General features: G+C 72.8%; 24 protein-coding genes and 3 pseudogenes. 14 read left to right on the top strand and 13 right to left on the bottom strand.

Annotated features, from left to right (window positions below; all coding sequences use genetic code 11):
• Positions 1 to 10: 10 nt before the first annotated feature.
• The 4 genes from ACZ3IG_RS14835 to ACZ3IG_RS14820 all read right to left on the bottom strand — a co-directional run bounded on the left by ACZ3IG_RS14835 (position 11) and on the right by ACZ3IG_RS14820 (position 3092).
• Positions 11 to 694, bottom strand: coding sequence for a response regulator (locus tag ACZ3IG_RS14835; RefSeq protein WP_467432082.1), 684 nt, complete (start codon positions 692 to 694; stop codon positions 11 to 13).
• Positions 691 to 1776, bottom strand: a complete 1086-nt coding sequence (locus ACZ3IG_RS14830; protein ID WP_467432080.1) for a sensor histidine kinase — start codon at positions 1774 to 1776, stop codon at positions 691 to 693. Before ACZ3IG_RS14830 ends, ACZ3IG_RS14835 begins: the two co-directional genes overlap by 4 nt.
• 71 nt (positions 1777 to 1847) lie before the next feature.
• Complete coding sequence (locus ACZ3IG_RS14825; protein ID WP_467432078.1) at positions 1848 to 2660, bottom strand: hypothetical protein; 813 nt, start codon at positions 2658 to 2660, stop codon at positions 1848 to 1850.
• Positions 2661 to 2945: 285 nt separating this feature from the next.
• Positions 2946 to 3092, bottom strand: a complete 147-nt coding sequence (locus tag ACZ3IG_RS14820) for a hypothetical protein (RefSeq protein ID WP_467432077.1) — start codon at positions 3090 to 3092, stop codon at positions 2946 to 2948.
• A 163-nt stretch (positions 3093 to 3255) separates the two neighbouring features.
• On the opposite strand from ACZ3IG_RS14820, the pseudogene ACZ3IG_RS14815 reads away from it, so the two are divergent.
• Together ACZ3IG_RS14815 and ACZ3IG_RS14810 are read left to right on the top strand one after the other, a co-directional pair.
• Positions 3256 to 3451, top strand: a pseudogene (locus ACZ3IG_RS14815) (hypothetical protein); the annotation flags it as partial.
• A gap of 26 nt (positions 3452 to 3477) precedes the next feature.
• Positions 3478 to 3567, top strand: a pseudogene (locus tag ACZ3IG_RS14810) (MarR family transcriptional regulator); the annotation flags it as partial.
• A 20-nt stretch (positions 3568 to 3587) separates the two neighbouring features.
• Here ACZ3IG_RS14810 and ACZ3IG_RS14805 read toward each other — a convergent pair.
• Positions 3588 to 5216, bottom strand: coding sequence for an MFS transporter (locus ACZ3IG_RS14805; protein WP_467432076.1), 1629 nt, complete (start codon positions 5214 to 5216; stop codon positions 3588 to 3590).
• Between the two features lie 139 nt (positions 5217 to 5355).
• Positions 5356 to 6006, bottom strand: coding sequence for a TetR/AcrR family transcriptional regulator (locus ACZ3IG_RS14800; RefSeq protein WP_467432074.1), 651 nt, complete (start codon positions 6004 to 6006; stop codon positions 5356 to 5358).
• A 254-nt stretch (positions 6007 to 6260) separates the two neighbouring features.
• Here ACZ3IG_RS14800 and ACZ3IG_RS14795 point away from each other — a divergent pair, with 254 nt between their 5' ends.
• Genes ACZ3IG_RS14795 through ACZ3IG_RS14785 form a run of 3 tightly spaced genes read left to right on the top strand, consistent with a single transcriptional unit; the run spans position 6261 to position 8520 of the window.
• Positions 6261 to 6737, top strand: a complete 477-nt coding sequence (locus ACZ3IG_RS14795; RefSeq protein WP_467432072.1) for a DinB family protein — start codon at positions 6261 to 6263, stop codon at positions 6735 to 6737.
• Positions 6734 to 7927 carry a MalY/PatB family protein gene (locus tag ACZ3IG_RS14790; RefSeq protein ID WP_467432069.1) on the top strand — a complete coding sequence of 398 codons (1194 nt, stop codon included), beginning with the start codon at positions 6734 to 6736 and terminating at the stop codon, positions 7925 to 7927. Before ACZ3IG_RS14795 ends, ACZ3IG_RS14790 begins: the two co-directional genes overlap by 4 nt.
• Before the next feature lie 35 nt (positions 7928 to 7962).
• Positions 7963 to 8520 carry a CGNR zinc finger domain-containing protein gene (locus ACZ3IG_RS14785; protein WP_467432068.1) on the top strand — a complete coding sequence of 186 codons (558 nt, stop codon included), beginning with the start codon at positions 7963 to 7965 and terminating at the stop codon, positions 8518 to 8520.
• Between the two features lie 196 nt (positions 8521 to 8716).
• On the opposite strand, the gene ACZ3IG_RS14780 is transcribed toward ACZ3IG_RS14785, so the two are convergent.
• The gene (locus ACZ3IG_RS14780) at positions 8717 to 9748 is read right to left on the bottom strand and encodes a medium chain dehydrogenase/reductase family protein (protein WP_467432066.1); all 1032 of its coding nucleotides are present in this window, start codon (positions 9746 to 9748) and stop codon (positions 8717 to 8719) included.
• A 184-nt stretch (positions 9749 to 9932) separates the two neighbouring features.
• Between ACZ3IG_RS14780 and ACZ3IG_RS14775 the strand changes: the two genes are divergently transcribed.
• Complete coding sequence (locus ACZ3IG_RS14775) at positions 9933 to 10625, top strand: TetR/AcrR family transcriptional regulator (protein ID WP_467432063.1); 693 nt, start codon at positions 9933 to 9935, stop codon at positions 10623 to 10625.
• 47 nt (positions 10626 to 10672) lie between these two features.
• On the opposite strand, the gene ACZ3IG_RS14770 is transcribed toward ACZ3IG_RS14775, so the two are convergent.
• Positions 10673 to 11581, bottom strand: coding sequence for a LysR family transcriptional regulator (locus tag ACZ3IG_RS14770; protein WP_467432062.1), 909 nt, complete (start codon positions 11579 to 11581; stop codon positions 10673 to 10675).
• Between the two features lie 106 nt (positions 11582 to 11687).
• Here ACZ3IG_RS14770 and ACZ3IG_RS14765 point away from each other — a divergent pair, with 106 nt between their 5' ends.
• Positions 11688 to 12392 carry a type 1 glutamine amidotransferase domain-containing protein gene (locus tag ACZ3IG_RS14765; protein ID WP_467432061.1) on the top strand — a complete coding sequence of 235 codons (705 nt, stop codon included), beginning with the start codon at positions 11688 to 11690 and terminating at the stop codon, positions 12390 to 12392.
• A gap of 177 nt (positions 12393 to 12569) precedes the next feature.
• Positions 12570 to 14678, top strand: a complete 2109-nt coding sequence (locus ACZ3IG_RS14760) for an ATP-binding protein (RefSeq protein ID WP_467432060.1) — start codon at positions 12570 to 12572, stop codon at positions 14676 to 14678.
• Between the two features lie 46 nt (positions 14679 to 14724).
• Here the strand turns inward: ACZ3IG_RS14760 and ACZ3IG_RS14755 are convergent, their stop codons facing one another.
• Positions 14725 to 15222: a DUF6299 family protein gene (locus ACZ3IG_RS14755; protein WP_467432058.1), complete on the bottom strand. Its 498-nt coding sequence runs from the start codon at positions 15220 to 15222 to the stop codon at positions 14725 to 14727.
• Between the two features lie 221 nt (positions 15223 to 15443).
• Between ACZ3IG_RS14755 and ACZ3IG_RS14750 the strand changes: the two genes are divergently transcribed.
• Positions 15444 to 15650: a DUF5999 family protein gene (locus ACZ3IG_RS14750; RefSeq protein WP_467432056.1), complete on the top strand. Its 207-nt coding sequence runs from the start codon at positions 15444 to 15446 to the stop codon at positions 15648 to 15650.
• 36 nt (positions 15651 to 15686) lie between these two features.
• Here ACZ3IG_RS14750 and ACZ3IG_RS14745 read toward each other — a convergent pair whose 3' ends face one another.
• Together ACZ3IG_RS14745 and ACZ3IG_RS14740 are read right to left on the bottom strand one after the other, a co-directional pair.
• Positions 15687 to 16085: a RidA family protein gene (locus ACZ3IG_RS14745; RefSeq protein ID WP_467432054.1), complete on the bottom strand. Its 399-nt coding sequence runs from the start codon at positions 16083 to 16085 to the stop codon at positions 15687 to 15689.
• A complete protein-coding gene (locus tag ACZ3IG_RS14740; RefSeq protein WP_467432053.1) occupies positions 16082 to 17212 on the bottom strand; it encodes an acyl-CoA dehydrogenase family protein in 1131 nt (376 codons plus the stop codon). Before ACZ3IG_RS14740 ends, ACZ3IG_RS14745 begins: the two co-directional genes overlap by 4 nt.
• Positions 17213 to 17447: 235 nt before the next feature.
• Here ACZ3IG_RS14740 and ACZ3IG_RS14735 point away from each other — a divergent pair.
• The 5 genes and pseudogenes from ACZ3IG_RS14735 to ACZ3IG_RS14715 all read left to right on the top strand — a co-directional run bounded on the left by ACZ3IG_RS14735 (position 17448) and on the right by ACZ3IG_RS14715 (position 22750).
• A pseudogene (locus ACZ3IG_RS14735) lies at positions 17448 to 19110 on the top strand (AMP-binding protein).
• A gap of 15 nt (positions 19111 to 19125) precedes the next feature.
• Positions 19126 to 19938, top strand: a complete 813-nt coding sequence (locus ACZ3IG_RS14730; protein ID WP_467432052.1) for a PaaX family transcriptional regulator — start codon at positions 19126 to 19128, stop codon at positions 19936 to 19938.
• Between the two features lie 123 nt (positions 19939 to 20061).
• Positions 20062 to 20613: an adenylyl-sulfate kinase gene (cysC, locus tag ACZ3IG_RS14725; RefSeq protein ID WP_467432051.1), complete on the top strand. Its 552-nt coding sequence runs from the start codon at positions 20062 to 20064 to the stop codon at positions 20611 to 20613.
• Entirely contained in the window at positions 20610 to 21512 is a 903-nt protein-coding gene (cysD, locus tag ACZ3IG_RS14720) for a sulfate adenylyltransferase subunit CysD (RefSeq protein ID WP_467432050.1), read from the top strand. Before cysC ends, cysD begins: the two co-directional genes overlap by 4 nt.
• A 2-nt stretch (positions 21513 to 21514) precedes the next feature.
• On the top strand, positions 21515 to 22750 hold the full coding sequence (locus tag ACZ3IG_RS14715; protein WP_467432047.1) for a sulfate adenylyltransferase subunit 1: 1236 nt from the start codon (positions 21515 to 21517) through the stop codon (positions 22748 to 22750).
• Here ACZ3IG_RS14715 and ACZ3IG_RS14710 read toward each other — a convergent pair.
• Both ACZ3IG_RS14710 and ACZ3IG_RS14705 read right to left on the bottom strand, forming a co-directional pair.
• A complete protein-coding gene (locus ACZ3IG_RS14710) occupies positions 22734 to 25073 on the bottom strand; it encodes a bifunctional salicylyl-CoA 5-hydroxylase/oxidoreductase (protein ID WP_467432045.1) in 2340 nt (779 codons plus the stop codon). The genes ACZ3IG_RS14715 and ACZ3IG_RS14710 overlap by 17 nt on opposite strands.
• Positions 25070 to 25897, bottom strand: a complete 828-nt coding sequence (locus ACZ3IG_RS14705; RefSeq protein ID WP_467432043.1) for an enoyl-CoA hydratase family protein — start codon at positions 25895 to 25897, stop codon at positions 25070 to 25072. Before ACZ3IG_RS14705 ends, ACZ3IG_RS14710 begins: the two co-directional genes overlap by 4 nt.
• Between the last annotated feature and the right edge of the window lie 51 nt (positions 25898 to 25948).

Below are 25948 nucleotides of genomic sequence, written 5' to 3'. Positions count from 1 at the left end.
AACTCGCCCGTCAATCCCGCGACTCAGCCCCCGGACTGCCCGCGTCGCGGACGAGGAGGGCGATCTGCACCCGGTTGGACAGGCCGAGTTTGGTGAGCGACCGGCTCACGTGGACTTTGACGGTGGTCTCCGCCATCCCTAGCTCACGGGCGACCTCCGCGTTGGCCAGCCCGCGGGCAACCGCGGCGACAACCCTTCGCTCGCGGTCAGTCAGGACCGACAGACGTTGCCTGGCTGCGACGAAGTCGGCGGAGTGCTGTCCGGCGTAGGCATCGATCAGACGCCTCGTGACCGTCGGCGCGAGCATCGCGCTGCCCTCGGCGACCGCACGGACGGCGGCGATGAGGTCGCGCGGTGCGGTGTCCTTCAACAGGAACCCAGCGGCCCTGGCGCGGAGGGCGCCGTGGACGTACTCGTCGCGGTCGAAGGTCGTCAGCATGATCACGGCCGGCGGGTCAGGCAGCCGGTTGATCTCCGTCAGCGCGTCCACGCCGTCGATGCCGGGCATACGTACATCCATCAGGACGACGTGCGGCCGGTGGCGCGCGACCGCGTCGACGGCAGCGGTTCCGGAGTCGGCCTCGGCGACCACCTCGATGTTCCCGGCAGCTTCGAGGATCATGCGCAGGCCGGTCCGGACGAGGGCTTCGTCGTCGACTACCAGAGTGCGGATGAGGCGGGAGGTCCAGGTCATGTCGGCAGTCTCGCAGTGACAGCGAACCCTCCAGCAGGTTCGGGGGCAGCCGCGAACTGCCCGCCGAGGAGTTCGACGCGCTCCCGCAGCCCCACGAGCCCCAGACCGCTGCCGGGCAGCGGAGAAGCGGGAACGTGCACTGCGGTATTCGTGACGGTGACCTCCAACGCCGACGGCAGGTGCCGTACCGCCACCCGGACCGTGGGCCGGACGGCGTGCTTGTGGACATTGGTGAGCGCTTCCTGGACGACCCGGTAGGCGGTGTGCTCGATCATGGCGGGGACATCGCGCACAGTGCCCTCGTCCTGCCGCTCGACGGGGATACCCGCCGACCTGGACTGCTCCAGCAGCCGTTCGAGGTCGGCGAGCGTCGGCTGCGGCAGGAACGGCTCGGCTGTCTCCACTTCCGTCAAGACACCCAGAACTGAGCGGAGTTGAGCGAGCGCCTCCCTTCCCGTGGTGCGAATGAGCTCTGCCTCCTGCGCGGCCCTCTCGTCGGTGGTGCTGATCTCCAGGGCTCCGGCGCGCAGCACCATCAGGGAGACGCGGTGGGCCACGACGTCGTGCATGTCTCGGGCGATGCGGGCACGTTCCTGCGCGCGGGCCTGCTCGGTCCGTACGGCCTGCTCCCGCTCCAGCCGTTCGGCCCGCTCGCGCAGCCCGGCCACCACCAGCGCCCGGGCACCCCGCCACAACCCGCCCACGACGGGCAGCCAGACGAACAGCGCCACACCGCCGAGCGCCGACACCGCCTCGACTCCCGGCCGGGGCACCGCAACCAGCAGGCTCGCGGCCACCGTGAAGAGCACCAGGTGACGAGGCCGTCGGTACGAGGTTGCGGCCACATAGGAGGCCACCGATACCAGCAGCCCCGGCGGCCTGACCGCAGAGTCGACACCTGCGAGCAGAAACAGCAGCCACGGCCGCTCCGACGCGGTCCGGGCCGCCACCGCAGCCAGCAGCCCCGCCACCGCGGCCACGACCGGGCCGGGCACCGAGGCAAGCACCGGCCATGCGGGCCCGTACGGACCGGGCAGTGCGGCCGGAAAGAAGGCGCTGCCGAACGCGACGACGGGAAGCAACCAGGCTCGCAGCCGACGACGGACCGGATTACTCGGCCTCGCCGACACTCCTGCCATGCATGATGGTTGTGTCACCAGCTCAGGATCCTCAACGGCCTGCGTCCGGCCGCGAGCACCCCCTGGCTGCGCAGCTCGGGCACGGTGTCCCGGAGCACTCGGATGCCGAGGGGGACGAACACCGCGCACAGACCGACGGACAGGACGACGTCGAGAAGCCCGCTCTCCTTGAGCGCGCCGGTCCACAGAGATCCCGCGAGGAGGAACAGCACCAGCCGCCCCGTACCGAAGGTTCCCGACCGGAAAGCCCCGATGGCGAGCACTGCCGTGCCGGCGTACAGGGCGAAAGCGGCCGTGATGGGCACCCGCAGGGGCCCGTAGGAGATGTCCGTGTAGTCGGCCATCACCAACTGGGTGGCCCGCTCCAGCCCCAGCGGTTCGATCAGCTGGAAGGCGGTGTGGTCCACCCCGGCCCAGTACAGGCGGCAGAACAGGCCGATTACGACGAGCGTGCCGCCGGTGCAGGCGAGTCGCGGGGCGCGCACGGCGACGATCCCGGCGAGGGTGACGAAGGCGATACACAGCAGGACGGCGCCTGCGGCGAAGCATCCGTAGCCTGCGGTGGTCAGGTCAGGGCTGGCCTGGAAGGCAGCGAGCTGACCGTAGGCGGGGAACGGCTGGCTGTCGTACCACGCCAACTGCTCCGGCGTGAAACCCGCCGTGCGCACGGCCAGGTAGCGCAGGAGCAGCCCGACGCACCAGATGACGGGAGCAAGGATGCAAGCCGTCCCACCGATGAAGCGCCCGGGGAACCAGATTCTGCGGGGGAGCCGGACAGTTTCTTCTCGCGCGCCGCCCTCGGGGGCGGGCGTGTGGTGTAGGGACATGCCAGCAGCCTCGCCACCCGCCGGCACCCTCACATCCGCCAATGGTTACGCCCCTCCGTCTCTTTAGGAGTCCTCACGAAGGCGTTGGATGTGGCGATGGGTGATGAGGCAGGTGGCGAGGCCGAGGGAGGCTTCGTGGATGTCGTCGCGACGTTCCCAGCGGATCTCCACGCCCCAGCGGTGAACGCCGGGTCTCGTTCGTGGGGCACGCCGCGGCGCGCGATGACCGGCTCGACGCCCATCGCCCAGGTCAGACGACGGTACTTGTCATGGTCGTAACCACGGTCACCCGGAAGGGCGCCGGGTCGTCCGCGGCCGGCCGACCATGCCCGGCACGGACGGGATCTTCTCCGGCAGCGGGATCAGTTGGGTGTCGTCGTTGAGGTTTCCGCCGGTCAGCGAGACCACGAGCGGGATGCCCTGGCCGTCCACGACGAGGTGGTGCTTGCTGCCCGGCTTGGCACGATCGACCGGGCTCGGCCCGCTTCTGGGCCGCGTCGAGCAGCTCGGACGTGGCTGGAGTCGATCACCGTCCGGGACCAGTCGAGCTGCTTGGCCGCCCTCAGTCAAGACGCCTTCCCCCAGCGCGCGGCTCCTGGCGGATGTGATCGCGTTCGGCTTCCCGTATCCGCTGGTTCTCACCGGCGGGTACGCCGTGCGGGCGCACCCGTGATGCGCCCCGGCCAGGACCTCGACGTCGCCGCCACGCTCCGTATCGGCCTGGAGGCCCGAGGCTGGGGGTGCACGCGCTGGAGTCCGCCCCGTTGTCCGCGTGCTTCACCGTGGCCGAGCTGGAGGAGTTCGGCCGACGCCGCACCCGGCCGGCTACAAGGCGATCGAAGAGGCGGCGGCCCAGCGCGTCGAGCACGTCCGCCGGCTGTTCGTCGACGCCCTGACGCCGAGCCGGCGACTGGTCAGCCCGTCCAGCTACCGCCCGGCGCGGTGCTGCCCCGGCCCGGCGTCCGCCGCGTCCGCGGTCGGCGCCGGTATCTCCTCCGCCCCCTCGCGCGGCGGTCGGCGGCCCGGCAGGACCGCGAGGACGATCATCGCTCCGGCGGCCATGATGACGCCGCCGATGAGGCTGGTGTGCGCGACACCGTGGGCGAACGCCTCATGCACGGCACCCACCAGCGTCCGGGCCTGCTGGACCCCGCCGGCCGGGTCGGTGGCCACCTGCTCGGCGACGGCCAGGCCGCTGCCCACCGAGTCCTGGGCCGCGTCCAGTGCCGCGGCCGGCAGCCGGCCGCCGACCAGGTCGCTCAGCTTGTCCTGGTACGCGGTGGCGAGCAGGGAGCCGAGGACGGCGATGCCGAGGGAACCGCCCAGTTCCAGCGAGGTGTCGTTGGCGCCGCCGCCGACACCCAGCTCGGACTCGGGGAAGGAGTCCATGATCGTGTCGGTGGCCGGGGAGACGCTGAGGCCGATCGCGAAGCCCAGCAGCAGGAGCGACGGCAGGAAGTCGCCGTACGTCGAGCCCCCGTCGATCCGGGTGAGCAGGAACACGGCCACGGTCCCGATCGCCATGCCAGGCACGATCACGGCCCTCACCCCGAGCCTCGGGGTCAGCTGTCCGGTGGCCGCGGCGCCGGCGAACACGGCGCCGGCCAGCGGCAGCAGACGGACGCCGGTCTCCAGCGCGTCGTAGCCGAGCACGAACTGCAGGAACTGGGTGGCGTAGTAGATCGAACCGAAGGTGCCGAAGAAGAAGAACAGCACCGCGAGCATCGAGCCGCTGAAGCCGCGCAGCCTGAACTTGCGCACGTCCAGCATCGGGTGGGGGTGCCGCAGCTCCCACAGGACGAAGGCGACGGAGCCGGCGCCCGCGACCACGGCCGCGGCGACCGGACCGGTGCCCCAGCCGAAGTGCGGGCCCTCGATGATGGCGTAGACGAGCGTGCCGACGGAGACGATCGACAGCAGCCCGCCCACGTAGTCGATCCGGCCCATGCCCTCCGCCTTCGACGGCGGTACGAGGGCGAAGGCGCCGATGACGGCGGCCACCGCGACGGGCACGTTGATCAGGAAGGTCGAGCCCCAGGCGTGCCGCTCCAGCAGCCAGCCGGCCACGACCGGGCCGACGGCTATGGCGAGTCCGGAGGTCGCGGTCCAGGCGGTGATGGCCTTGGCCCGCTCGCCCTTGGGGAACATGGCCACCAGCAGGGAGAGCGTGGCGGGCATGACGACCGCGGCCCCCACCCCCATGATCGCGCGGGCGGCGATGACCAGCTCGGTCTCGTCGACCACACTGCCCAGCACGGAACCACCGGCGAAGACCACCAGGCCCGTCACCAGGGCGCCGCGGCGGCTGTACTTGTCGCCGATCGCCCCGAGTACGAGCATCAGCGCGGCGTAGGGAACGGTGTAGCCGTCGATCACCCATTGCAGGTCACTGCTGCTCAGCCGCAGCTCCCGGGTCATGTCGGGGGCGGCGACGATCAGGGACGTATTGGCCATGACCACGATCAGCAGGCTCAGGCACAGAACGCCCAGCGCCCACCAGCGCCGTGGGTACGGCCCCGCCGTCCTGTCGACAGGTGTATTGGCCGGCAGAGGCACGGAGAACTCCCGAGGGGACACGTTATTTGCACATTCATGAGCAGCGTAAGTTGTCTGCACATCGATGCGCAAATAACGTGGTCACCTCAAGAGGTGATCATGTTCATGACAAGCACGGCGGCGCCTCCGCCCGCTCGACTCAGCCTTCGACGGCGGTCTGCTGGGCGGCCATCAGGGAGACGGCCTCGTCGACCACCGCGCGCGCCCGCTCGTCCGGCACACCGGCCGCAATCAGCGAGGCGGTGGTGGACCGGGTGCCGTCGTCCTCCAGCGTCCCCTTGTTGACGGCTTCGAGCAGCGCGACCGTGACCGCCTCCAGGCCGGCGCTCAGCGCCTCCGGCGGGAGATGGGTGTGGAAGACACCGTCGCGCTGACCGCGCTCCAGGATGGCCGCGACCTCTTCCCGCGCGGGCCGGAGGATCTCGGTGACACGCTCTTCGCCCAGGTCGCGGCGGGCCAGCGCCAGAAGCATCCGGTAACGGTCCCCCACGGGCCACAGCGACAAGGTGAAGTACGCGAGGGCCAGTTCGGCACGCTCCGCCGGTCGCACACCGGCCGCCATGGCGTCGCGCAGGCTCTCGGCCGCCTCCTCGGCCAGCGCCTCCAGCAGCGCCGCCCGGCCGGGGAAGTGACCGAACAGGGTGCGCCGTACGACACCGGACGCCCGCGCCAGCTCCTCAAGGGTGACGTCGGGGTTGCGCCCCAGTTCCTGACGCGCCGTGGCCAGGATGCGCGCCCGGTTGGACCGCGCGTTACGTCGCTGGGGAACGCGGGCGACCGGCTTGGGCACGGGGAAACCTCGATGGACGGCGGAACGGACGGCATGCCCATTTTGGCACGGGCCGTGCGACCCGGCGCGGAAACGGGGATGGCGGGGTTCTTCGCGGAAGTAGACACCAGCCTAGAGGGTTACATGTCACTCCTGCCGATCCCCATTACTTGCCATTGATGCCTCGTAACAGACTTTTCACCTTCTTTCAAACACCATCTTGACCGGTGTCTCCGTGAAGATGATGCTGATGCTCTTACCGATGAGGAGGCACCGTGCACGATCACGACGAGTACCTGTACTTCCTTCGCCGCGCCTTCGACGGCCTGCTCGGCGCGCTGGAGCAGTTGGAGCGACTGGGCGGCGATCTCGGCAACACCGCGCCGCCGCTGCCCGGCGCCAACTCCCCCTACGCCATCGCCCACCACTGCGTAGCGGTGGCCGACTACTGGCTGGGGCATGTGGTCGCGGGGCGCAGGGTCGAGCGCGACCGGCCCTCCGAGTTCACGGCGAAGGGGAACGTGCGACACCTGCGCGAGGAGGTCGACGCGCTCTTCGTACGTCTGGAGGCGGACCTCCGCGAGGCGCTGCCGTCACAGCCCCCGCGCAACGTGCCGCCCGCCGATTTCGAGGGCCCGGAGCGTCCCCTGAGCGTGCGGGGCGTCCAGCTCCACGTCCTGGAGGAACTGGCCCAGCATCACGGACAGGTGGAGATCACCCGCGATCTGCTGCGGACGGGGGCCCTGGCATGAAGCTCGCGCCGGCTCGGGCGGTGCCCGGCTTCGACGACCTCGGCATGGACTGGCTGCGCGCCCGCTCCAGCGTGAAGTGGCACCGCCCGGAGCGGGACGTGCTGCCGGCCTGGGTGGCCGACATGGACTTCCCCACCCCGCCGCCGGTGGTGGCCGCGCTGCGCGAGGCGGTCGACGGCCGCGATCTCGGTTACCCGGACTGGCCGGACGGCAGCCCGCTGCGTACGGCCTTCGCCGAGCGGATGGCCGAGCGGTTCGGATGGGCCGCGTCGGCGGACCGGGTGCGCGAGCAGACCGACCTGATCCAGTGCCTGCAACTCGTCCTGCACCTCGCGACGTCGGCCGGGGACGCGGTGGCGGTGCAGGTTCCCAACTACCCGCCGTTCCTGGCGACGTTGCGGACGATGAACCGCCGTATCGTGCCCGTCCCGATGCGGGACACGAACGACGGCCCGCGCATGGACTTCGCCGCGCTGGACACCGCGGTGAAGCGGTCCGGCTGCACCGCGCTGATCCTGGTCAACCCGCACAACCCCACCGGCCGGGTGCTGACGCGGGACGAACTCGACGAGATCGCGGCCATCGCGCGACGACACGACCTGCTCGTCGTCAGCGACGAGATCCACGCCGAGCTGGCCCACGCCCCGCACCGGCACATCCCCTTCGCGAGCCTGTCCGGCGACACCGCGCGCCGCACGGTGACCCTGACCTCCGCGACCAAGGCGTTCAACCTGGCGGCCATCCGCTGTGCCGTCACGCACTACGGCCCCGACCGTCTCCTCGCGCTGCGCGACGCACAGCCGCCCGACCTCTACGGCACCGTCTCACCGCTCGGGGTCGTCGCCACCCTCGCCGCGTGGCGGCACGGCGACGCCTGGCAGCGCGAGCTGCTGACCGTGCTGGACCGCAATCGCCGGCGCGTCCACGAGGTGGTGCGCGACCGGCTCCCCCTGGTCCGCCACCATCTGCCCGAGGCGACGTACCTGGCGTGGCTGGACACCCGGCCGCTCGGGCTGGACGAGCCGCCGGTGGAGAAGGTCCTGAGGGAGGGCCGGGTCCTGCTCGACGGCGGCGCCCCCTTCGGGCCGGGCGCCGACGGGTTCCTCCGGCTGAACTTCGCGACCTCGTGGCACGTGCTGGAGGAGGTTCTCGGCCGCGTCGTCGAGGCGCTGGGCGGAAGGGAGGGGTGACGGCGGTGCCGGGGGCCACCTGGCACCATGAGGGGGTGGATGACTTCGTCTTTGTCAGCGGGCGGCTGTCCCTGGACCTCGCGGGCACCCTGCTGTGGCGGCGGAGCCGGCGCATCGAACTCCTGCGCTCGCCCGACGACCTGGGGCGCTGGATCCAGCAGGCCGGACTGCTCGACGCGCCCGGTCCACTGGACGGACGCGCCCTGTCGAGGACGGGCCGCCTCAGGGAGGCCGTGTACACCCTGGTCCGCGCGTGGCCCCTGACACCGGCCGCGGACAGCGAGGTACGGGAAGCGCTCGCCGAGGTGAACGAGGCGGCCCGGTTGCCGCTGCCGAGGCACCAGCTCGACGAGGACGGTCGCCTCGCCCGTACCGGGGGCGTCGACGAGGTGCTGGGCGCGGTGGCCCGGGACACCGTGGATCTGCTGGGCGGCGCCGACTTCGCCCGCGTGCGGGAGTGTCTCAACGAGGAGTGCACCCGTCTCTTCGTGGACCTGTCGCGGTCCGGCAACCGGCGCTGGTGCGGCATGGCCGAGTGCGGCAACCGGCACAAGGTGGCCAACTACCGCAGGCGCCGGCAGACGGCGGGCTGACCGTTCGAGGTCGGTTCGGGGTCGGTTCGCGGCGCGGTCCGCGATGGCGGGCCGGTCCGCGATGGCGGGCCGGTTCGCGATGGCGGGCCGGTCGGTGGTGCTGGGCCGGTCGGCGATGCCCAGCCGGTCCGCAGGCGCCGAGGCCGGCCCGCAGGCGCCGAGGCCGCGGTGTCGGTCCGCGCTGCGCGTCGGCACGTCAGGCGTGCAGGACGACCTTGCCGGCGACGGTGCCGGACTCGGCCAGGCGCAGTGCCTCGGCGGCCTGGGTGAGGGGCAGCTCGGCGGCGATCTGGGCGGTGATGTCGCCGCGCCGGAGCGCCTCGAAGACCTCGGTGAGGTCGGCGCGCAGCCGGGCCCGGAACCGGTCCTTGGACAGGGCGCGGCCGGCCCAGACGTTGTAGAAGTAGGCGTGGCGGCGGTTGGGCAGGGCGTTCCACAGCCACACCCGGCCCAGCAGCTTGAGCACGGGCCACTGCTTGGAGCCCTCGTCGTCGCGGGTGGAGGCGGTGCCGTAGGAGACGAGCGTGCCGCCGGGCGCGAGCAGCCCCCAGGAGTCGACGACGCTGCGGCCGCCGACGTGGTCGAAGACGGCGTCCACGCCGCCCGGGGCGAGTTCGCGGACGCGGGCGGGGATGTCCTCGGTGCGGTAGTCGACGGGGGTCACTCCCCGTTCCCGCAGGGCGGCGTGGTGGCGCGCGGACGCGGTGCCGATGACGTCGGCGCCCGCGGCCCGGGCGAGCTGGACCAGGACCGAGCCGACTCCCCCGTTGGCGCCGTGCACCAGGACGGTCTGCCCGGCACGGACACGGGCCTGACGGTGCAGCATCTGCCAGGCCGTGATGCCGTTGATCACCAGGGTCTCGGCCTGCGCCGCGCCGATCCCGTCCGGCACCGGCACCACGTCGGCGGCGTCGACGACCACGTGGCTGGCCCAGCCGCCGACCTTGAGCAGCGCGGCCACCCGGGTGCCGACCAGGCTCGGGGCGACCCCGTCCCCGGCCGTGAGGACGGTGCCTACCAGGTCGTAGCCGGGGACGAAGGGGAACGGCGGCTGGTCGTAGTAGCGGCCTCGGCGCATCTGCTGCTCGGCGAAGGAGACGCCGGTCGCTTCCATGCGGACGACGACCTGACCCGGGCCGGGGGCCGGCACGGCTCCCTGCCGCAGCTGCAGCCCTTCCGGCTCGACCTTGCCCGGCAGCACGACCTCGATCATTTCCCCAGCGTTCATGGCGACCTCCATCGACCTCTCACCAGCGACAGTTAGCGGCTGGCGCTTTCGTTAGAAGTTATAACCCCCTCTAGAGTGACGGTCAAGAACTTTCGTAATAGGGTCTAACGGCGAGCGGGAACGAACCGCTCGTACGGCCCCGGGAGCCGGTGAGCCGGTGATCCGACAGGGAAGGGACGAGCACATGACCGCCGCCGGCAAGGAGACCCCCCGCGAGCGCTACCGGACCCAGCTCCGGGCCGAGATCAAGGAGCGCGCCTGGGAGCAGATCGCCGCGGCGGGGGCGCCGGGGCTGTCACTGAACGCCATCGCCAAGCAGATGGGCATGAGCGGCCCCGCGCTCTACCGGTACTTCGCCGGCCGGGACGAGCTGATCACCGAGCTGATCCGCGACGCGTACCGCAGCCTCGCCGACGCGATCCGCTCCGCCGCCGCGCCCGACGCGGATCTGGCCGTACTGGGACACGCGCTGCGCGCCTGGGCTCTGGACGACCCCCAGCGCTACTTCCTCGTCTACGGCACGCCCGTCCCCGGCTACCACGCGCCCGACGACATCACCGCGATCGCCGCGGAGATCATGGCCCCCCTCCTCGACGCCGCCCAGCGCGTGACCGGCACGGCCGCGGACACCCCGGCCGACGGCCACTCCGGCGCCCGCTCCGGCAGCGGCCCCGACACCCGGCTGGAGGCCCACCTGGCCGAGCACCGGCGGTGGGCCGCCGGCCACCCGGCGACACCGGCCGCCCTGCGCCGCGCCCTGGTCTTCTGGACCCGCCTGCACGGTCTCCTCTCCCTGGAACTGGCGGGCCACTTCACCGGCATGGGATTCGACCCGGCCGAGCTGTACGACAGCGAACTGCGCCACCTGACCCGGTGAGCGCGCCCGCACCGGGCCGGGCCGTCACCGGGGGCGGACGGCCCGCCTCACAGGGGCCCCCAGGTCTCGGCCTGCCGGTGCAACTGCCGCTGCACCAGAGCCACGGGCGCCGGCGCGGGCCCGGAGCGCGTGACCAGATAGAGGGTGTTGAGCGGCTGGATCTGCGTGTGGTGCAGCAGTTCGAGGGAGCCGGCGGCCAGAGCGGGGTCGGCCAGATAGCGGGGCAGTACGGAGATCCCGGCGCCGGCGACGACGGCGGCCAGCACGGCCCGCAGGTCGGGCACGATCACCGAGACCGGGTTGGGCGGCCGGCGGCCGAACTCGCTGCGCCAGTAACGGCGGACGATCGGCAGTTCCCGGCTGTAGGCCACGATCGGCAGATGAGCCAGGGCGGCCAGGGGGTCCTCGGCCAGCCAGTCCTGATCGACGGAGCGGGCCGTCGTGGGGGTCGCCACCAGGACGAACTCCTCGTCGACGAACGGTACGGCGGCGAGTCCGCGCCGGCCGGACGGGGGGCGGACGGAGGAGACCACCAGGTCCAGTTCCCCGTCGGCGAGGGCGGTGAGCAGGTCCTCGGCCAGCCCGAGCGTGATGTCCAGGTGCAGGCCGCCACCGGCCAGGGGCGCCAGCGCCGGTATCAGCCGGGAGGCGGTCAGCTCCCCCGCCGCGCCGAGCCGGACCGTGCCCCGGTGGGCCTGGCCGTCGGCGTCCTGGGCCAGGGCGCCGCGCAACTGGTCCAGGGGAGCGGCGACGCGCCGGGCGAGGTCGTGCGCACGCGCTGTCGGTACGGCCCCGCGCCGGGAGCGTTCGAAGAGCACGGTGTCCATCTGCTCCTCAAGACGCGCCAGTTGCCCGCTGACGGCGGGCTGGGAGACGCCGAGGGCGGCGGCAGCGGCGGTCAGTGATCCGCGGCGGTAGATCTCCAGGAAGCTCGCCAGCAGGTCGAGGTCGCTCATGCAAGCACCGTACATAAGAAATCTTATGGAGGGCTTCGGACGCCAACGGGATGTTGATGGAAAGTGGGTGGCGTTCCGACACCCACCGAACCCGGAGAAAACCGTCATGGCGAAGATCCTGATGATCGTCTCGGCCGCGGACACGCTGGTACTGGCCGACGGCAGCGCCCACCCCACCGGCTACTGGGCGGAGGAGGTGGCCGTGTCCCACAAGGTGCTCGTCGAGGCAGGCCACCAGGTGGACATCGCCACCCCCGCCGGAGTCCGCCCCACCGTGGACCCCATCTCGCTGGACGAGCGCGGCGGCGTGCAGGCCGCCGACGGGGCCGAGTTCCGCGCCTACCTGGACTCCATCGCCGCCGACCTCGACGCGCCGCTCGACCTGGGCGCGGTCAAGGCCGCCGACTACGACGCGCTCTACCTGCCCGGCGGGCACGCCCCGATGGCCGACCTGGCGGACGACCCCGCGCTGGGCGCCCTGCTCACCGAGGCCGACCAGCGGGGCCGGACCGTCGCCGCGCTGTGCCACGGCGTCGCCGCCCTGCTCAGCGCCACCGACAGCGCCGGGACATTCCTGTTCGCCGGCCGGGACCTCACCGGCTTCACCAACGAGGAGGAGCGGCAGGGCGGCCTCGGCGACGCCGCGCCGTGGCTCGTGGAAGACCGCCTCGGCGAGCGCGGCGCCCACTTCCGGGCGGGCGCGCCGTGGTCGGACACCGTCGTCGTCGACGGCAACCTGATCACCGGGCAGAACCCGCAGTCCAGCTCGACCACGGCGAAGGAGGTCCTGGCGGCCCTGCGCAACGCCTGACCACGACCGCGACACCGTCCAAGGCGGTGTTTTAACCCCTCTCCTTCCGGCCAGACACTCCAAACGCCATAGAGAAGAGGAGAGTTACCCCCAACAAGTAACCCCCCTGTGTGGTGTATGGTGCGAGGTCAGTGACGCCGACCAGTGGGCGAGCGGCGACGGCAGGAGGAGACCCACGTGACCGGCAGTGCTCCCCGCGTCATGGCGGGCCGGCTGCGGCGCGGACGTGACCGGGGGTTCACCGGGCGGACAGCGGAACTCGCTGTTTTCCGCGCCGCCCTGGCCGGTGACGAGGGAGCCCCGGCCGTGCTCTTCGTGCACGGGCCCGGGGGCATCGGCAAGTCGATGCTGCTGCGTCGCTTCGCGGCCGAGGCGCGGGCGGCCGGCCGGCCGGTGCTGGAGATCGACGGCCGTACGGTCCAGCCGACACCGGAGGCGTTCGAGCGGGAGGCCGGGGCGGCCCTCACCGAAGAGGGCGCGGTCCTGGTCGTCGACACCTTCGAACGCTGCCAGGGACTGGAGGGCTGGCTGCGGGACAGGTTCCTGCCGAGGCTGCCGGACGGCGCGGTGGCGGTGATCGCCGGGCGGCGGGCGCCGGACACGGAGTGGACCTCGGACCCGGGGTGGGCGGACCTGCTGTACCGCATGGCACTGCGCAATCTGTCCCCGGACGAGGCCGGCGCCCTGCTCAGCGCCCGGGGAGTACCGCGGCAGAGCCAGGCCGAGCTGCTGGCCTTCACCGGCGGGCATCCGCTCGCCCTGGCCCTGGCCGCCGCGGTGGCGGTCCGCGAACCCGACCGTACCGCCACCCGTTGGAAGCCCAGCATGGACGTCGTCGCGACCCTGCTCTCCCGGCTGGTCGGCGAGGTTCCCTCACCGCTGCACCGCCGGGCGCTGGAGGTGTGCGCCCGCGTCCACGTGACCACGGAGACACTGCTGCGGGTCGTCCTCGGCGACGACGCCGCCGCCCTGTTCGCCTGGCTGCGCACGCTCCCGTTCATCGAGTCGGCGCAGGACGGCCTCTTCCCGCACGACGTGGTCCGGCAGGCGCTGGAGGAGGGCCTGCGCTGGCGCGACCCGGACGGCTACGCCGAGCTGCACGGGCGGCTCGGCCGCCACCTGTTCGAGCAGATCCGCACCTCACCCGCGGACGGGACGCTGTCCGCCGTACGCTCCTTCCTCTTCCTGTACCGCGACGACCGGTACATGTCCGACTTCAACAGCTGGCGGGACGCGGGCGAGGTACGGCTGACCCCGTACGAGGCGGAGGACCGGCGGCGGGTCGAAGCGCTGGTGACCGAGGTCGAGGGCGAGGAGTCGGCCGCCCTCGCGGTGGCGTGGCTGGAACGCCGCCCGGACGCGTTCCGGATGTGCCGCACCGCGCGCGAGAACAGGACGGTCGGCTTCTCCGCCTGGCTGCGGCTCGACGAGGCCCCGCGCGCGTTCCACGACCCGGTGGCCGAGGCGGCCTGGAACCACGCGCGGGCCACCCGGCCCCTGCGCGACGGCGAGCACGTGGCGGTGGCCCGCTTCTCGGTGACGGCGCCGGAGTACCCGAAGATCTCCCCGGTCGAGAACCTCCACCAGTGGCGGACCCTGGCCGAGGCCGCGAAGAGCGAGGGCCGGGTGGCATGGATGTACGTCGCCGTACGGACGGGGACGTTCTGGACGCCGTACATGACCAGCCTCGGGCTGCGTCCCCTGGCGGAGCGGCCCCGGGTGGGCGCCCTGACCTACACGCTGTTCGCCGTCGACTGGCGGGTCCAGCCGGTGCGGGCCTGGGCCGAGGAGAAGAGCCGGCTGATGCTGTCCCACCTCCGGGACGGGTCGTGCGCGGTGGGGGCGGGCGGCGAGGAGGCGCTGCCGGCCGCGGAGTTCACCGTCCTGTCGCGCCCCGAGTTCGACGCCGCGCTGCGCGACGCGCTCCGCACCTTCTTCCGCCCGCAGGAATGGTGCGCGAACCCGCTCACCCGCAGCAGACTGACCGCGGGCACCGGCCGCACACTCCCCCAGGTCCTGGCGGACGCGGTCGAGGAACTGCGCACGGAAGCAGGCGGCGAGAAGTACTACCGAGCGGTGTCCCGGACCTACCTGACCAAGGGCATGCCCACCCAGCAGGTGGTCGCCCAACGGCTGGGGCTGCCCTTCAGCACGTACCGCAGACACCTGACCGGAGGCATCACCCGGCTGTGCGACGCGCTGTGGCGGCAGGAGATCTACGGCCAGCCGGCCACGCCGCCCCTGCCGCACCCGATGGCGCGGGACCTCGTGGCGCAGGATCAGTGAGCTGTACGGCCGGCGGTGACGGTTCCGCCGGCCGGACCCGCCTCCGTCAGCCCCGTACCAGAGTCACGTCCTGCCGCTGCCAGGCGTGGATGGTGGGCAGCGGGAGGATCAGGGGGCGCAGTTCCACCACGGTCGCCTCGACCTGGGCCGGTCCCGGCTTCAGGGCCGGCGCGGCGCTCGCCGTCGTGGGTCTGCCGGAGCCGGCCCAGGGGTGCACCTGCCCGTCGCACACCGCGCGGGTGCCGCGGAGGCCGTACCGTACGGAGCCGGCGTCCTGGCTGACCGAGGCGCTGACGAAGGCGAGGCCCCGGGCGGCGTCGCAGCGGTAGGTGCCGGCGAGGGTGACGGTGCCGTCGGGGGCGATGCGGCCGGTCGGGTCGACCGTCACCGTGCCGCTGCCGGACGGGACGACGGCGGACGGGACGCCGGCGGGCGGGACGGTGCCGGTCTGCTCGGCGGGGGCGGCCTGCGCCGCGGGGGCGGCGGTCAGCAGGAGCAGGGCGGCGCACAGGGCGGGGCGCGCCAGCGCGGACTTCAAGGACACGGGAACCTCCTGAAGAGTGGGGTTTCCACTGGTACCCGCCGGGTGCGGCGCTCGGTGTGACCGTCACCCCTTCGGTGGCGCGTCCCGCGTGCGGTGGGCGGCGTCGCCGGACCGTGCCGGTCGTGTCCCCGTGTTGTCACGGTCGGCCGCCGCCGGTTCCGGTGCGCGCGCGGCGCGGGCATCGTCTTCTCACAGAAGAAGAGCAGACGCGGAGGTGCGCCATGTGTTCCCACCGGCCCTCGTGCCCAGGCCCCGACACTCGTCCCGTACACATCGTCACCGCCCGTCCCGAGCAGGGGTGGAGCCTGCTGTGCGACGGCACCATCGTCTTCGACGACAGCGGTGAACTGCTGCCCGACGGGCGGGCCGTGGCCCCGCGCCGCGACCGCGCCGGCGTCCCCGCCGACCGGCTGACGACCGCCGCCTGAACCCGGTAGGCCCGAACCCCGTACGCCCGAACGGTGCTACGGCAGTACGGCGAACCCGTCCAGTTCCACCAGCGCCGTCTCGTCCCACAGCCGGACGACCTCGACGACGGCCATCGCCGGGTAGGCGCGGCCCATCCGCTCGCGCCAGATCCGGCCCAGTACGGCGGCCTGGGCGCGGTAGGCGGCGACGTCGGTGGCGTAGACGGTGACCCGGGCCAGGTCGGCGGGGGTGCCGCCGGTCGCGCGCAGGGCCGTCAGCAGATTGGCGAGCGCCGTGTCGAACTGCTCGGGGAGGGTCCGCCCGGTCACCTTCCCCTCGGTGTCCAGCGCGGTCTGGCCGGCCAGGAAGACCACGCGGGTGCCGGTGGCCACGACGGCGTGCGAGAAGCCGGCGGGCGGGGCGAGGGCGGGTGGGTTCACGCGCTCGGCGCTCATGCGTCCCCCTCGGCTCTCGTGTACAACTCGCGGGCGATGATGCCCCGTTGGACCTCGCTCGCGCCCTCGTAGACGCGGGGGGCGCGCACCTCGCGGTAGAGGTGTTCGAGGAGGTGGCCGCGGCGCAGGGCGCGGGCGCCGTGCAGTTGGACGGCGCGGTCGACGACGTACTGCGCGGTCTCCGTGGCCAGCAGTTTGGCCATCGCGGCGCGTTCGCGGACGTCCGGCGCCCCCGCGTCGTACGCCGTCGCCGCCGCGTACACCATCAGGCGGGCCGCCTCGGTGCGCACGGCCATCTCGGCGACCTGGTGGGAGACGGCCTGGAGGTCGCTGAGCGGGCCGCCGAAGGCGTCGCGGGCGCGGGTGTGGGCCACGGTGGCGTCCAGGGCGGCCCGGGCCATGCCGACGGCGAAGGCGCCGACGCTGGGGCGGAAGCGGTTCAGGGTGTCCATCGCCACCCGGAAGCCGTGGTCCGGCTCGCCCAGTACGTCGTCCTCCGTCACCGGTACGCCGTCGAAGGCGAGGGTGCCGATGGGGTGCGGGGAGAGCATCTCCAGGGCGGTGCCGCCGAGGCCGGGGCGGTCGGCGGGGACCAGGAACGCGGTGACGCCGCGGGCGCCGGCGCCGGGGGTCGTCCGGGCGAAGACGGTGTAGACGTCGGCCTCGGGGGCGTTGGAGATCCAGCACTTCTCGCCGGTCAGCCGCCAGCCGGCCGGGCCGTCCCGGCGGGCCGCCAGCGACAGGGCCGCCGCGTCCGAGCCGGCGCCCGGTTCGGTGAGGGCGAAGGCGGCCACCGCGCTGCCGTCGGCGACGCGCGGCAGCCAGTGGGCGCGCTGGACCTCGGTGCCGTGGGTGTGCACCGGGTGGGCGCCCAGGCCCTGGAGGGCGAGGGCGGTCTCGGCCTCCGTGCAGGCGTACGCGAGGGACTCGCGCATCAGGCACAGGTCGAGGGCCGGGGAGGTGAACAGGCGCGGGAGCAGACCGAGGGAGCCGAGGGCGGCGAGCAAGGGCCGGTTGACCCGGCCGGGCGTTCCCCGGTCGGCGAGCGGGCGCAGCCGTCCGGCGGCCAGGGCGCGCAACTCGGCGCACCAGGCGGACTGTTCCGGCGCGAGCGCGAATGCCGTCATCGGCGGTCCCCCATCGGCGGTCTCCCTGTCTGTCTGCCTGCCTGCTGCCTGCCTGCTGCCTGCCTGCCTGCTGCCTGCCTGCCTGCTGCCTGCCTGCCTGCCTGCTGTCTATCTGTCTGCTGCCTGCCTGTCTGCCGGGTCCTCAACTCCCAGGTTATCGCGGTGTATTGACCACCGTCACCGACGCGATACGCTGCGCGGACGCGAGCTCACCACGAGCAGGGGGCGCACCGTCATGAATCCCCGGAGCACCGCCACCGCCCACGTCGACACCTTCGCCCGCGACCGGCTGCCACCGCCCGACCAGTGGCGACCTCCGCTTCGACCTTCCGGAGCTGCGCTACCCGGACCGGCTGAACGCCGCCGCCGAACTGCTCCGGGGCGGTGCCAGCCGGTTGCCGGTCTTCCGCATCCCGTCCGGTGACGTGTGGAGCTACGGCGAGCTGCGCGCCCGCGTGGACCGGCTCGCGCATCTGCTCACCCGTGACCTCGGCGTGGTCCCCGGCAACCGGGTGCTGCTGCGCGGCCCCACCACCCCCTGGCTGGCCGCCTGCTGGCTGGCGGTGCTCAAGGCGGGCGCGATCGCGGTGACCGTGCTGGCGCAGCAGCGGCCGTCCGAGCTGAGCCGGATGTGCGAGATCGCCCGCGTACGGCACGCCCTGTGCGACATACGGTGCGTGGACGACCTCGCCGGGGCCGGGGTCCCGGGGCTGCGGATCACGACGTACGGCGGTGACGGCCCCGGCGACCTGCTGAACCGTCCGGCACCCTCGGCGCCGTACCCGGCCGTGGACACCGCCGCCGACGACGTGGCGCTGATCGCGTTCACGTCGGGCACCACCGGCCGCCCGAAGGGGTGCGCGCACCTGCACCGGGACGTCCTGGCGATCGCCGACACCTTCTCCCGGCACGTCCTGCGGCCCCGCGCGGACGACCTCTTCGCCGGCAGTCCGCCGCTCGGCTTCACCTTCGGTCTGGGCGGGCTGGTGGTCTTCCCGATGCGGGCCGGGGCCTGCTCCCTGCTGCTGGAGCGGGCGGGGCCGCGGGAACTGCTGCCCGCGATCGCCGAGCACCGGGTGTCGGTGCTGTTCACCGCGCCGACCGCGTACCGCGCGATGCTCGCCGCGCCGGGCACGTACGACCTGTCGTCGCTGCGGCGCTGTGTCTCCGCCGGGGAGAACCTGCCCGCCGCCACCTGGCGGGCCTGGTACGAACGCACCGGGCTGCGCCTGATCAACGGCATCGGCGCCACCGAACTGCTGCACATCTTCGTCTCCGCCGCCGACGAGCAGATCCGGCCCGGCACGACCGGCGTCCCGGTGCCGGGGTGGCAGGCCGAGGTGCAGGACGCGCACGGCCGTCCGGTGCCCGACGGGGAGCCGGGGCTGCTCGCGGTGCGCGGGCCCGTCGGGTGCCGTTACCTCGACGATCCGCGGCAGCGGGAGTACGTGCGCGGCGGCTGGAACATCACCGGGGACCTCTACGTCCGCGACCCCGACGGCTGGTTCCGGTACGTCGCCCGCGCCGACGACATGATCGTCTCGGCCGGGTACAACATCGCCGGGCCGGAGGTGGAGGAGGCGCTTTTGCGCCACCCGGACGTGGTCGAGGCGGCGGTGGTGGGGCGGCCGGACGCGCGGCGCGGGCAGGTCGTGGTCGCCTTCGCGGTACTGAAGGAGGGCGCCGAGCGGGACGCCGAGGCGCTGCGCGCCTTCGTACGGGCGGAGCTGGCGCCGTACAAGTGTCCGCGCGAGATCGTGTTCCGCACCGCGCTGCCGCGCACGGCGACCGGCAAACTCCAGCGGTTCCGGTTGCCGGTCGACGGGTACGCGGAGTCGACGACCGGCGGGGGCGCCGAGTCGCCGACCGGCAGGGAAACAGGGGGTGACCGGCAGTGATGCCGACGACCTAAGATGATCAACGTGTCCGACCAGCATGCACCACGGTCCCTGATCGTCACGCTCTACGGCGCGTACGGCCGCTACGCGCCGGGCCCGGTCCCCGTCGCCGAGCTGATCCGGCTCCTGGCGGCGGTCGGGGTGGACGCGCCGTCCGTGCGCTCGTCGGTGTCCCGTCTCAAACGGCGCGGCCTGCTGCTGCCCGCCCGCACCGCCCGGGGCGCGGCCGGATACGAACTCTCGGACGAGGCCCGGCAGTTGCTCGACGACGGCGACCGGCGTATTTACGCCACCGATCCCCCGGCCGACGACGGCTGGGTGCTCGCCGTGTTCTCGGTGCCGGAGTCGGAACGGCAGAAACGGCACATACTGCGCTCGCGCCTCGCCGCCCTCGGCTTCGGCACCGCCGCCCCCGGGGTGTGGATCGCCCCGGCCCGGCTGTACGAGGAGACCCGGCACGTCCTCGGCCGGCTGCGGCTCGACACCTATGTGGACTTCTTCCGCGGCGAGCACCTCGGGTTCGCGCCGACCGCCGAGGCGGTGGCCCGCTGGTGGGACCTGGCCGCGATCGCCAAGGAGCACGACGCGTTCCTCGACCGCCACGCGGGCGTGCTGCGCGACTGGGAGGAACGCCCGGACACCCCGCCGCAGGACGCCTACCGCGACTACCTGCTCGCCCTGGACTCCTGGCGCCGCCTGCCCTACGCCGATCCCGGCCTGCCCGCCCGTCTGCTGCCGGACGACTGGCCGGGTGCCCGCTCGGCCGCCGTGTTCCGGGCGCTGCACGAGCGGCTGCGGGACGCGGGGGCGGTCTTCGCGGATCTGTGACCTCACGCACAACGCGGGTCACTCACGCAACCCTCAGGTTTCTCTGTGCCTCTTCTCAAGTTTCCTGCCTACCGTCCGTGAGGTCGTCCACGGGGGCAAGGAACGAGAAGAGGACTGTTGCGCATGACCACCACGGCAAGACCGCTGGGAGCCACCGTCTGGCTCACCGGGCTGCCGAGCGCGGGCAAGACGACCATCGCCCGGCTGCTCGGTGACCGGCTGAAGGCGGAGGGGCGCCGGGTGGAGGTGCTCGACGGTGACGAGATCCGCCGCTTCCTCTCGGCGGGCCTCGGCTTCTCCCGCGCGGACCGCAACACCAATGTGCAGCGCATCGGTCTGGTCTCCGAGGTCCTCGCCCGCAACGGCGTGCTCTCCGTCGTCCCCGTGATCGCGCCGTACGCCGACAGCCGGGAGGCCGTCCGCAAGCGCCACGAGGCGAGCGGGACGCCGTACGTCGAGGTGCATGTCGCCACGCCGGTCGAGGTGTGCAGCGAGCGCGATGTGAAGGGGCTGTACGCCCAGCAGGCGGCGGGTGAGCTGACCGGACTGACCGGGGTCGACGACCCCTACGAGCCGCCGGTCGACCCGGCACTGGTGCTGCGGACGCAGGAGCAGACTCCGGCGGAGTCGGCCGACACCGTGTACGCGGTGCTGGCGGAGCGGGGGCTGGTGTGAACGACTTCGCCCTCTCGCATCTGGACGCGCTGGAGTCCGAGGCGGTGCACATCTTCCGCGAGGTCGCGGGCGAGTTCGAACGGCCGGTGATCCTCTTCTCCGGCGGCAAGGACTCCATCGTCATGCTCCACCTGGCGCTGAAAGCCTTCACCCCGGCTCCGGTTCCCTTCTCCCTCCTCCACGTCGACACCGGGCACAACTTCCCCGAGGTCCTCGCCTACCGCGACCGGACCGTCGAACAGCACGGACTGCGACTGCACATCGCCTCCGTCCAGGACTACATCGACCGCGGAGCACTGAAAGAACGCCCCGACGGCACCCGCAACCCGCTCCAGACCGTCCCGCTCACCGAGAAGATCCAGCACGAGAAGTTCGACGCCGTCTTCGGCGGCGGACGCCGCGACGAGGAAAAGGCGCGGGCGAAGGAACGGGTGTTCTCCCTGCGCGACGAGTTCTCCCAGTGGGACCCCCGCCGCCAGCGCCCCGAACTGTGGAACCTCTACAACGGCCGCCACGCCCCCGGCGAACACGTCCGCGTCTTCCCGCTCTCCAACTGGACCGAGCTGGACGTATGGCAGTACATCGCCCGCGAGAACATCGAACTCCCCCAGATCTACTACGCCCACGAACGCGAGGTCTTCGCCCGGGCCGGCATGTGGCTGACCGCCGGCGACTGGGGCGGCCCCAAGGACGGCGAGAGGATCGAGAAACGGCAGGTCCGCTACCGCACCGTCGGCGACATGTCCTGCACCGGCGCCGTCGACTCCGACGCCGACACCATCGAGAAGGTCATCGCCGAGATCGCCGCCTCCCGGCTCACCGAACGCGGCGCCACCCGCGCCGACGACAAACTCTCCGAAGCCGCGATGGAAGACCGCAAGCGCGAGGGGTACTTCTAGACATGAGCACCACCACCGAGATCCTCTCGGAGACCACCCTGCTGCGGTTCGCCACCGCCGGGTCGGTCGACGACGGCAAGTCCACCCTCGTCGGACGGCTGCTGCACGACTCCAAGTCGGTCCTCACCGACCAACTGGAGGCCGTCGAGCGCGCCTCCGCGTCACGCGGACAGGAGACCCCGGACCTGGCGCTGCTGACCGACGGTCTGCGGGCCGAGCGGGAGCAGGGCATCACCATCGATGTCGCCTACCGGTACTTCGCCACGCCCCGCCGGCGGTTCATCCTCGCCGACACCCCCGGACACGTGCAGTACACCCGCAACATGGTCACCGGCGCCTCCACCGCCGAACTGACGGTCATCCTCGTCGACGCCCGCAACGGCGTCGTCGAACAGACCCGCCGGCACGCCGCCATCGCCGCCCTGCTGCGCGTCCCGCACGCCGTCCTCGCCGTCAACAAGATGGACCTGGTCGGCTACGAGGAGAAGGTCTTCGAGTACATCGCCGAGGAGTTCGCCGCGCTGGCGGCCGAGCTGGGGCTGCCGTCCTTCACACCGATCCCGGTCTCCGCGCTCGCCGGGGACAACGTGGTGGAGCGCTCGGCGCACATGGACTGGTACCGGGGGCCGGCCCTGCTGGAGTTCCTGGAGACCGTGCCGGTCGCCGCCGGACCGGTCGCCGCGCCGGCCCGGTTCCCCGTGCAGTACGTGATCCGGCACGGCGAGGACCGCCACTACGCGGGCCAGCTGGTGTCGGGCGCCCTGCGGGTGGGCGACCGGGTGACCGTGCACCCGTCGGGGGAGGTCTCCCAGATCGCCGGCATCGACGTGCTCGGCACCCCGGCCGACGCGGCGTACGCCCCGCAGTCGGTCAGCCTGCGCCTCGCCGACCAGCGGGACGTCTCCCGCGGGGACATGATCACCGCCGGGGTGGACGCGCCGGCGCTGACCCAGGATGTGCGGGCCGCCGTCTGCCACCTCGCCGACCGTCCGCTGCGGGTCGGGGACCGGGTGCTGCTGCGGCACACGACCCGGACCGTGAAGGCGGTCGTCAAGGACCTGGCGGGGGTGGACTCGCTGGCCGCCAACGACCTCGGCCGGATCGTGCTGCGCACCGCCGAGCCGCTGCCGCTGGACGACTACGCGGTCTCCCGGCGCACCGGCGCGTTCCTGCTGATCGACCCGGCCGACGGGGCGACGCTCACCGCCGGGATGGTGGCGCTCAGCGGCCCAGCGTGAGCCGGGGACGCGGGGCGTCCGTGCGTCCGGTCGGCGGGCGCCGGCTGCCCGCCCGGTACGGGAGGGGCCAGACGGCGCCCGGACCGTCGTAGCCCTGCTCGGCCGCCGCGTGCAGCGTCCAGTGCGGGTCGTACAGGTGCGGTCGGGCGAGGGCGCAGAGGTCGGCGCGTCCGGCGAGGACGAGGGAGTTGACGTCGTCCCAGGAGGAGATGGCGCCGACCGCGATCACCGGGACGCGGGCCTCGTGCCGGATGCGCTCGGCGTACGGGGTCTGGTACGAGCGCCCGGACTCCGGGCGTTCGTCGGCCGTGACCTGCCCGGTGGACACGTCGATCGCGTCGGCGCCGTGCGCGGCGAAGGCGCGGGCGATCTCCACGGCGTCGTCGGCGCTCGTGCCGCCCTCGGCCCAGTCCGTGGCGGAGACGCGGACGGTCATGGGCCGCTCCTCGGGCCACACCTCGCGTACGGCGTCGAAGACCTCCAGCGGGAAGCGGAGCCGCTTGGCCAGGGTGCCGCCGTAGGCGTCGGTGCGGTGGTTGGTGAGCGGGGAGAGGAACCCGGAGAGCAGATAGCCGTGGGCGCAGTGCAGTTCGAGCAGGTCGAAGCCGGCCCGGGCGGCACGGGAGGCGGCGGCGGTGAACTGTTCGCGGATGTCGGTGAGTTGCGCACGGGACAAGGCGCGCGGGATCTGGCTGTGCGGCGTGTAGGGCAGCGCCGAGGCGGCGACCAGCGGCCAGTTGCCCTCGGGGAGGGGTTCGTCCATGCCCTCCCACATCAGGCGGGTGGAGCCCTTGCGTCCGCTGTGGCCGAGCTGGACGCCGAGCGCGGTGCCGGGGGCGTGGGCGTGGACGAAGTCGGTGATCCGCCGCCACGCCTCCGTCTGCCGGGCGGTGTACAGGCCCGTACAGCCCGGGGTGATGCGGCCCTCGGGGCTGACGCAGACCATCTCGGTCATCACCAGGGCGGCGCCGCCGAGCGCGCGGGCGCCGAGGTGGACGAGGTGGAAGTCGCCGGGGACGCCGTCAGCGGCGGAGTACATGTCCATCGGGGAGACGACGACCCGGTTGCGCAGGGTGAGGCCGCGCAGCCGGAAGGGGGTGAACATCGGCGGGGTGCCGGGCGGGCAGCCGAACTCGCGCTCCACGGACTCGGTGAGGCGGGGGTCGCGCAGCCGCAGGTTGGCGTGGGTGACGCGGCGGCTGCGGGTGAGCAGGTCGAAGGCGAACTGGCGGGGCGGGCGGCCGAGATGCCGGGCCGGGCTCTCGAACCACTCCAGGCTGGCGCGGGCGGCGCGCTGGACGGAGGCGACGACGGGACGGCGTTCGGCCTCGTAGGCGGCCAGGGCCCGCTCGGTGGTGGGCTGTTCCGCCAGACTGGCGGCGAGGGCGAGGGCGTCCTCGACGGCGAGTCTGGTGCCGGAGCCGATGGAGAAGTGGGCGGTGTGCGCGGCGTCGCCGAGGAGGACGGTGTTGCCGTGCGACCAGCGGTCGTTGACGACCGTGCGGAACGTGGTCCAGGCGGAGTTGTCCGACCGCAGGGGGCGGCCTCGGAGGGCGTTCGCGAAGATTCCGGCACAGCGGGCGGTGGATTCGGCGACGTCGAGTCCGTCGAAGCCGGCCGCGCGCCAGACCTCGTCGCGCATCTCGACGATCACGGTGGAGGCGTCGGGGGCGTACGGGTAGCCGTGCAGTTGCATCACGCCGTGCTCGGTCTCGGCGAACTCGAACCGGAAGGCGTCGAACGGGAAGTCCGTCGCCAGCCAGATGTAGCGGCAGCGGTGCTCGGTGATCCGGGGACGGAAGGTGGCGGCGTACGTGTCGCGCGTGGCGCTGTGTACGCCGTCGGCGGCGACGACCAGGTCGTGGCTCCGCGCCAGTGCGGCGGCGGGCGGGGCCTCGGCGCGGAAGCGGAGGTCCACGCCGAGGGCGCGGCAGCGGGCGTGGAGGACGGCGAGCAGACGGCTTCTGGCCAGGGCGGCGAAGCGGTGTCCTGAGGAGGTCTGGTGGGTGCCCCGGTGGACGATGTCGATCGTGTCCCAGCGGACGAAGTGCTGTTCCAGGGCCTCGTGGACCTGTGGGTCGGCGTGTTCGATGCCGCCGAGGGTCTCGTCGGAGAGGACGACGCCGAAGCCGAACGTCTCCGTTTCGGGGTTGCGTTCCCAGACGGTGATGTCCCGGGTGGGGTCGAGGCGTTTGAGGAGGGCGGCGGTGCAGAGGCCGCCGGGACCGCCGCCGAGGATGGCGATTCGGTGCGGGTGGCTGGTCTTCGGGGGCGCGTGTCCGTTCGTCGTGGCGTGTCGCGCCCCCGGGGGGACCGCGGTCACCGTCCGCTCCACTTCGGCGGGCGCCTCTCCGTGAACGCCGTATGGAACTCCCGGTAATCCTCCCCTGTCATCAGCAGCGCCTGGGTCGTCGCGTCCAGTTCCACCGCCGCCGACAGGGGCATGTCCAGTTCCGCCGTGAGCAGGGCCTTGGTCTGGGCGTGGGCCAGGGCGGGGCCGTCGGCCAGACGGCGGGCGAGGGCGTGGGCGGCCTCGTCGGCGCGGCCCTCGTCCGTCACTTCGCTGATCAGGCCGATCCGCTCGGCCTCCGGGGCCCGGACGGGTTCGCCGAGCAGCAGCAGGCGGGTGGCGTGGCCGAGGCCGACGACGCGGGGCAGCAGATAGGCGGCGCCCATGTCGCCGCCGGAGAGGCCGACGCGGGTGAAGAGGAAGACGAAGCGGGCGCCGGGGTCGGCGACCCGGAAGTCGGCGGCCAGCGCGAGGACGGCGCCGGCGCCCGCCGCGACGCCGTGGACGGCGGCGATCACCGGGAACGGGCACTCGCGGACGGCACGGACGACCTGGCCGGTCATCCGGTTGAAGTCGAGGAGGCGGGCGGTGTCCATGGACAGGGTCGCGCCGATGATCTCGTCGACGTCGCCGCCGGAGCAGAAGCCGCGGCCCTCCCCGGCCAGCACCAGGGCGCGCACCCTCCGTTCCCTGGACAGTTCGGCGAGCAGGTCGCGCAGGTCGGCGTAGGCGCCGAAGGTGAGGGCGTTGAGCCGGTCGGGGCGGGCCAGGGTGACGGTGGCGACGCCGCCGGCGAAGTCGACGCGCAGGTGCTGCCAGGAGGGAGTGCGGGCGGCGGAGCCGGTGAAGGGACTCATGACGGCGGCCTCCTCATGCGGGGACATGACGAAGTTATCACCGCTATGTGA

This window comes from Streptomyces sp. NPDC016677, assembly GCF_055562815.1.
This window is presented reverse-complemented; position numbering and strand designations above follow the sequence as displayed.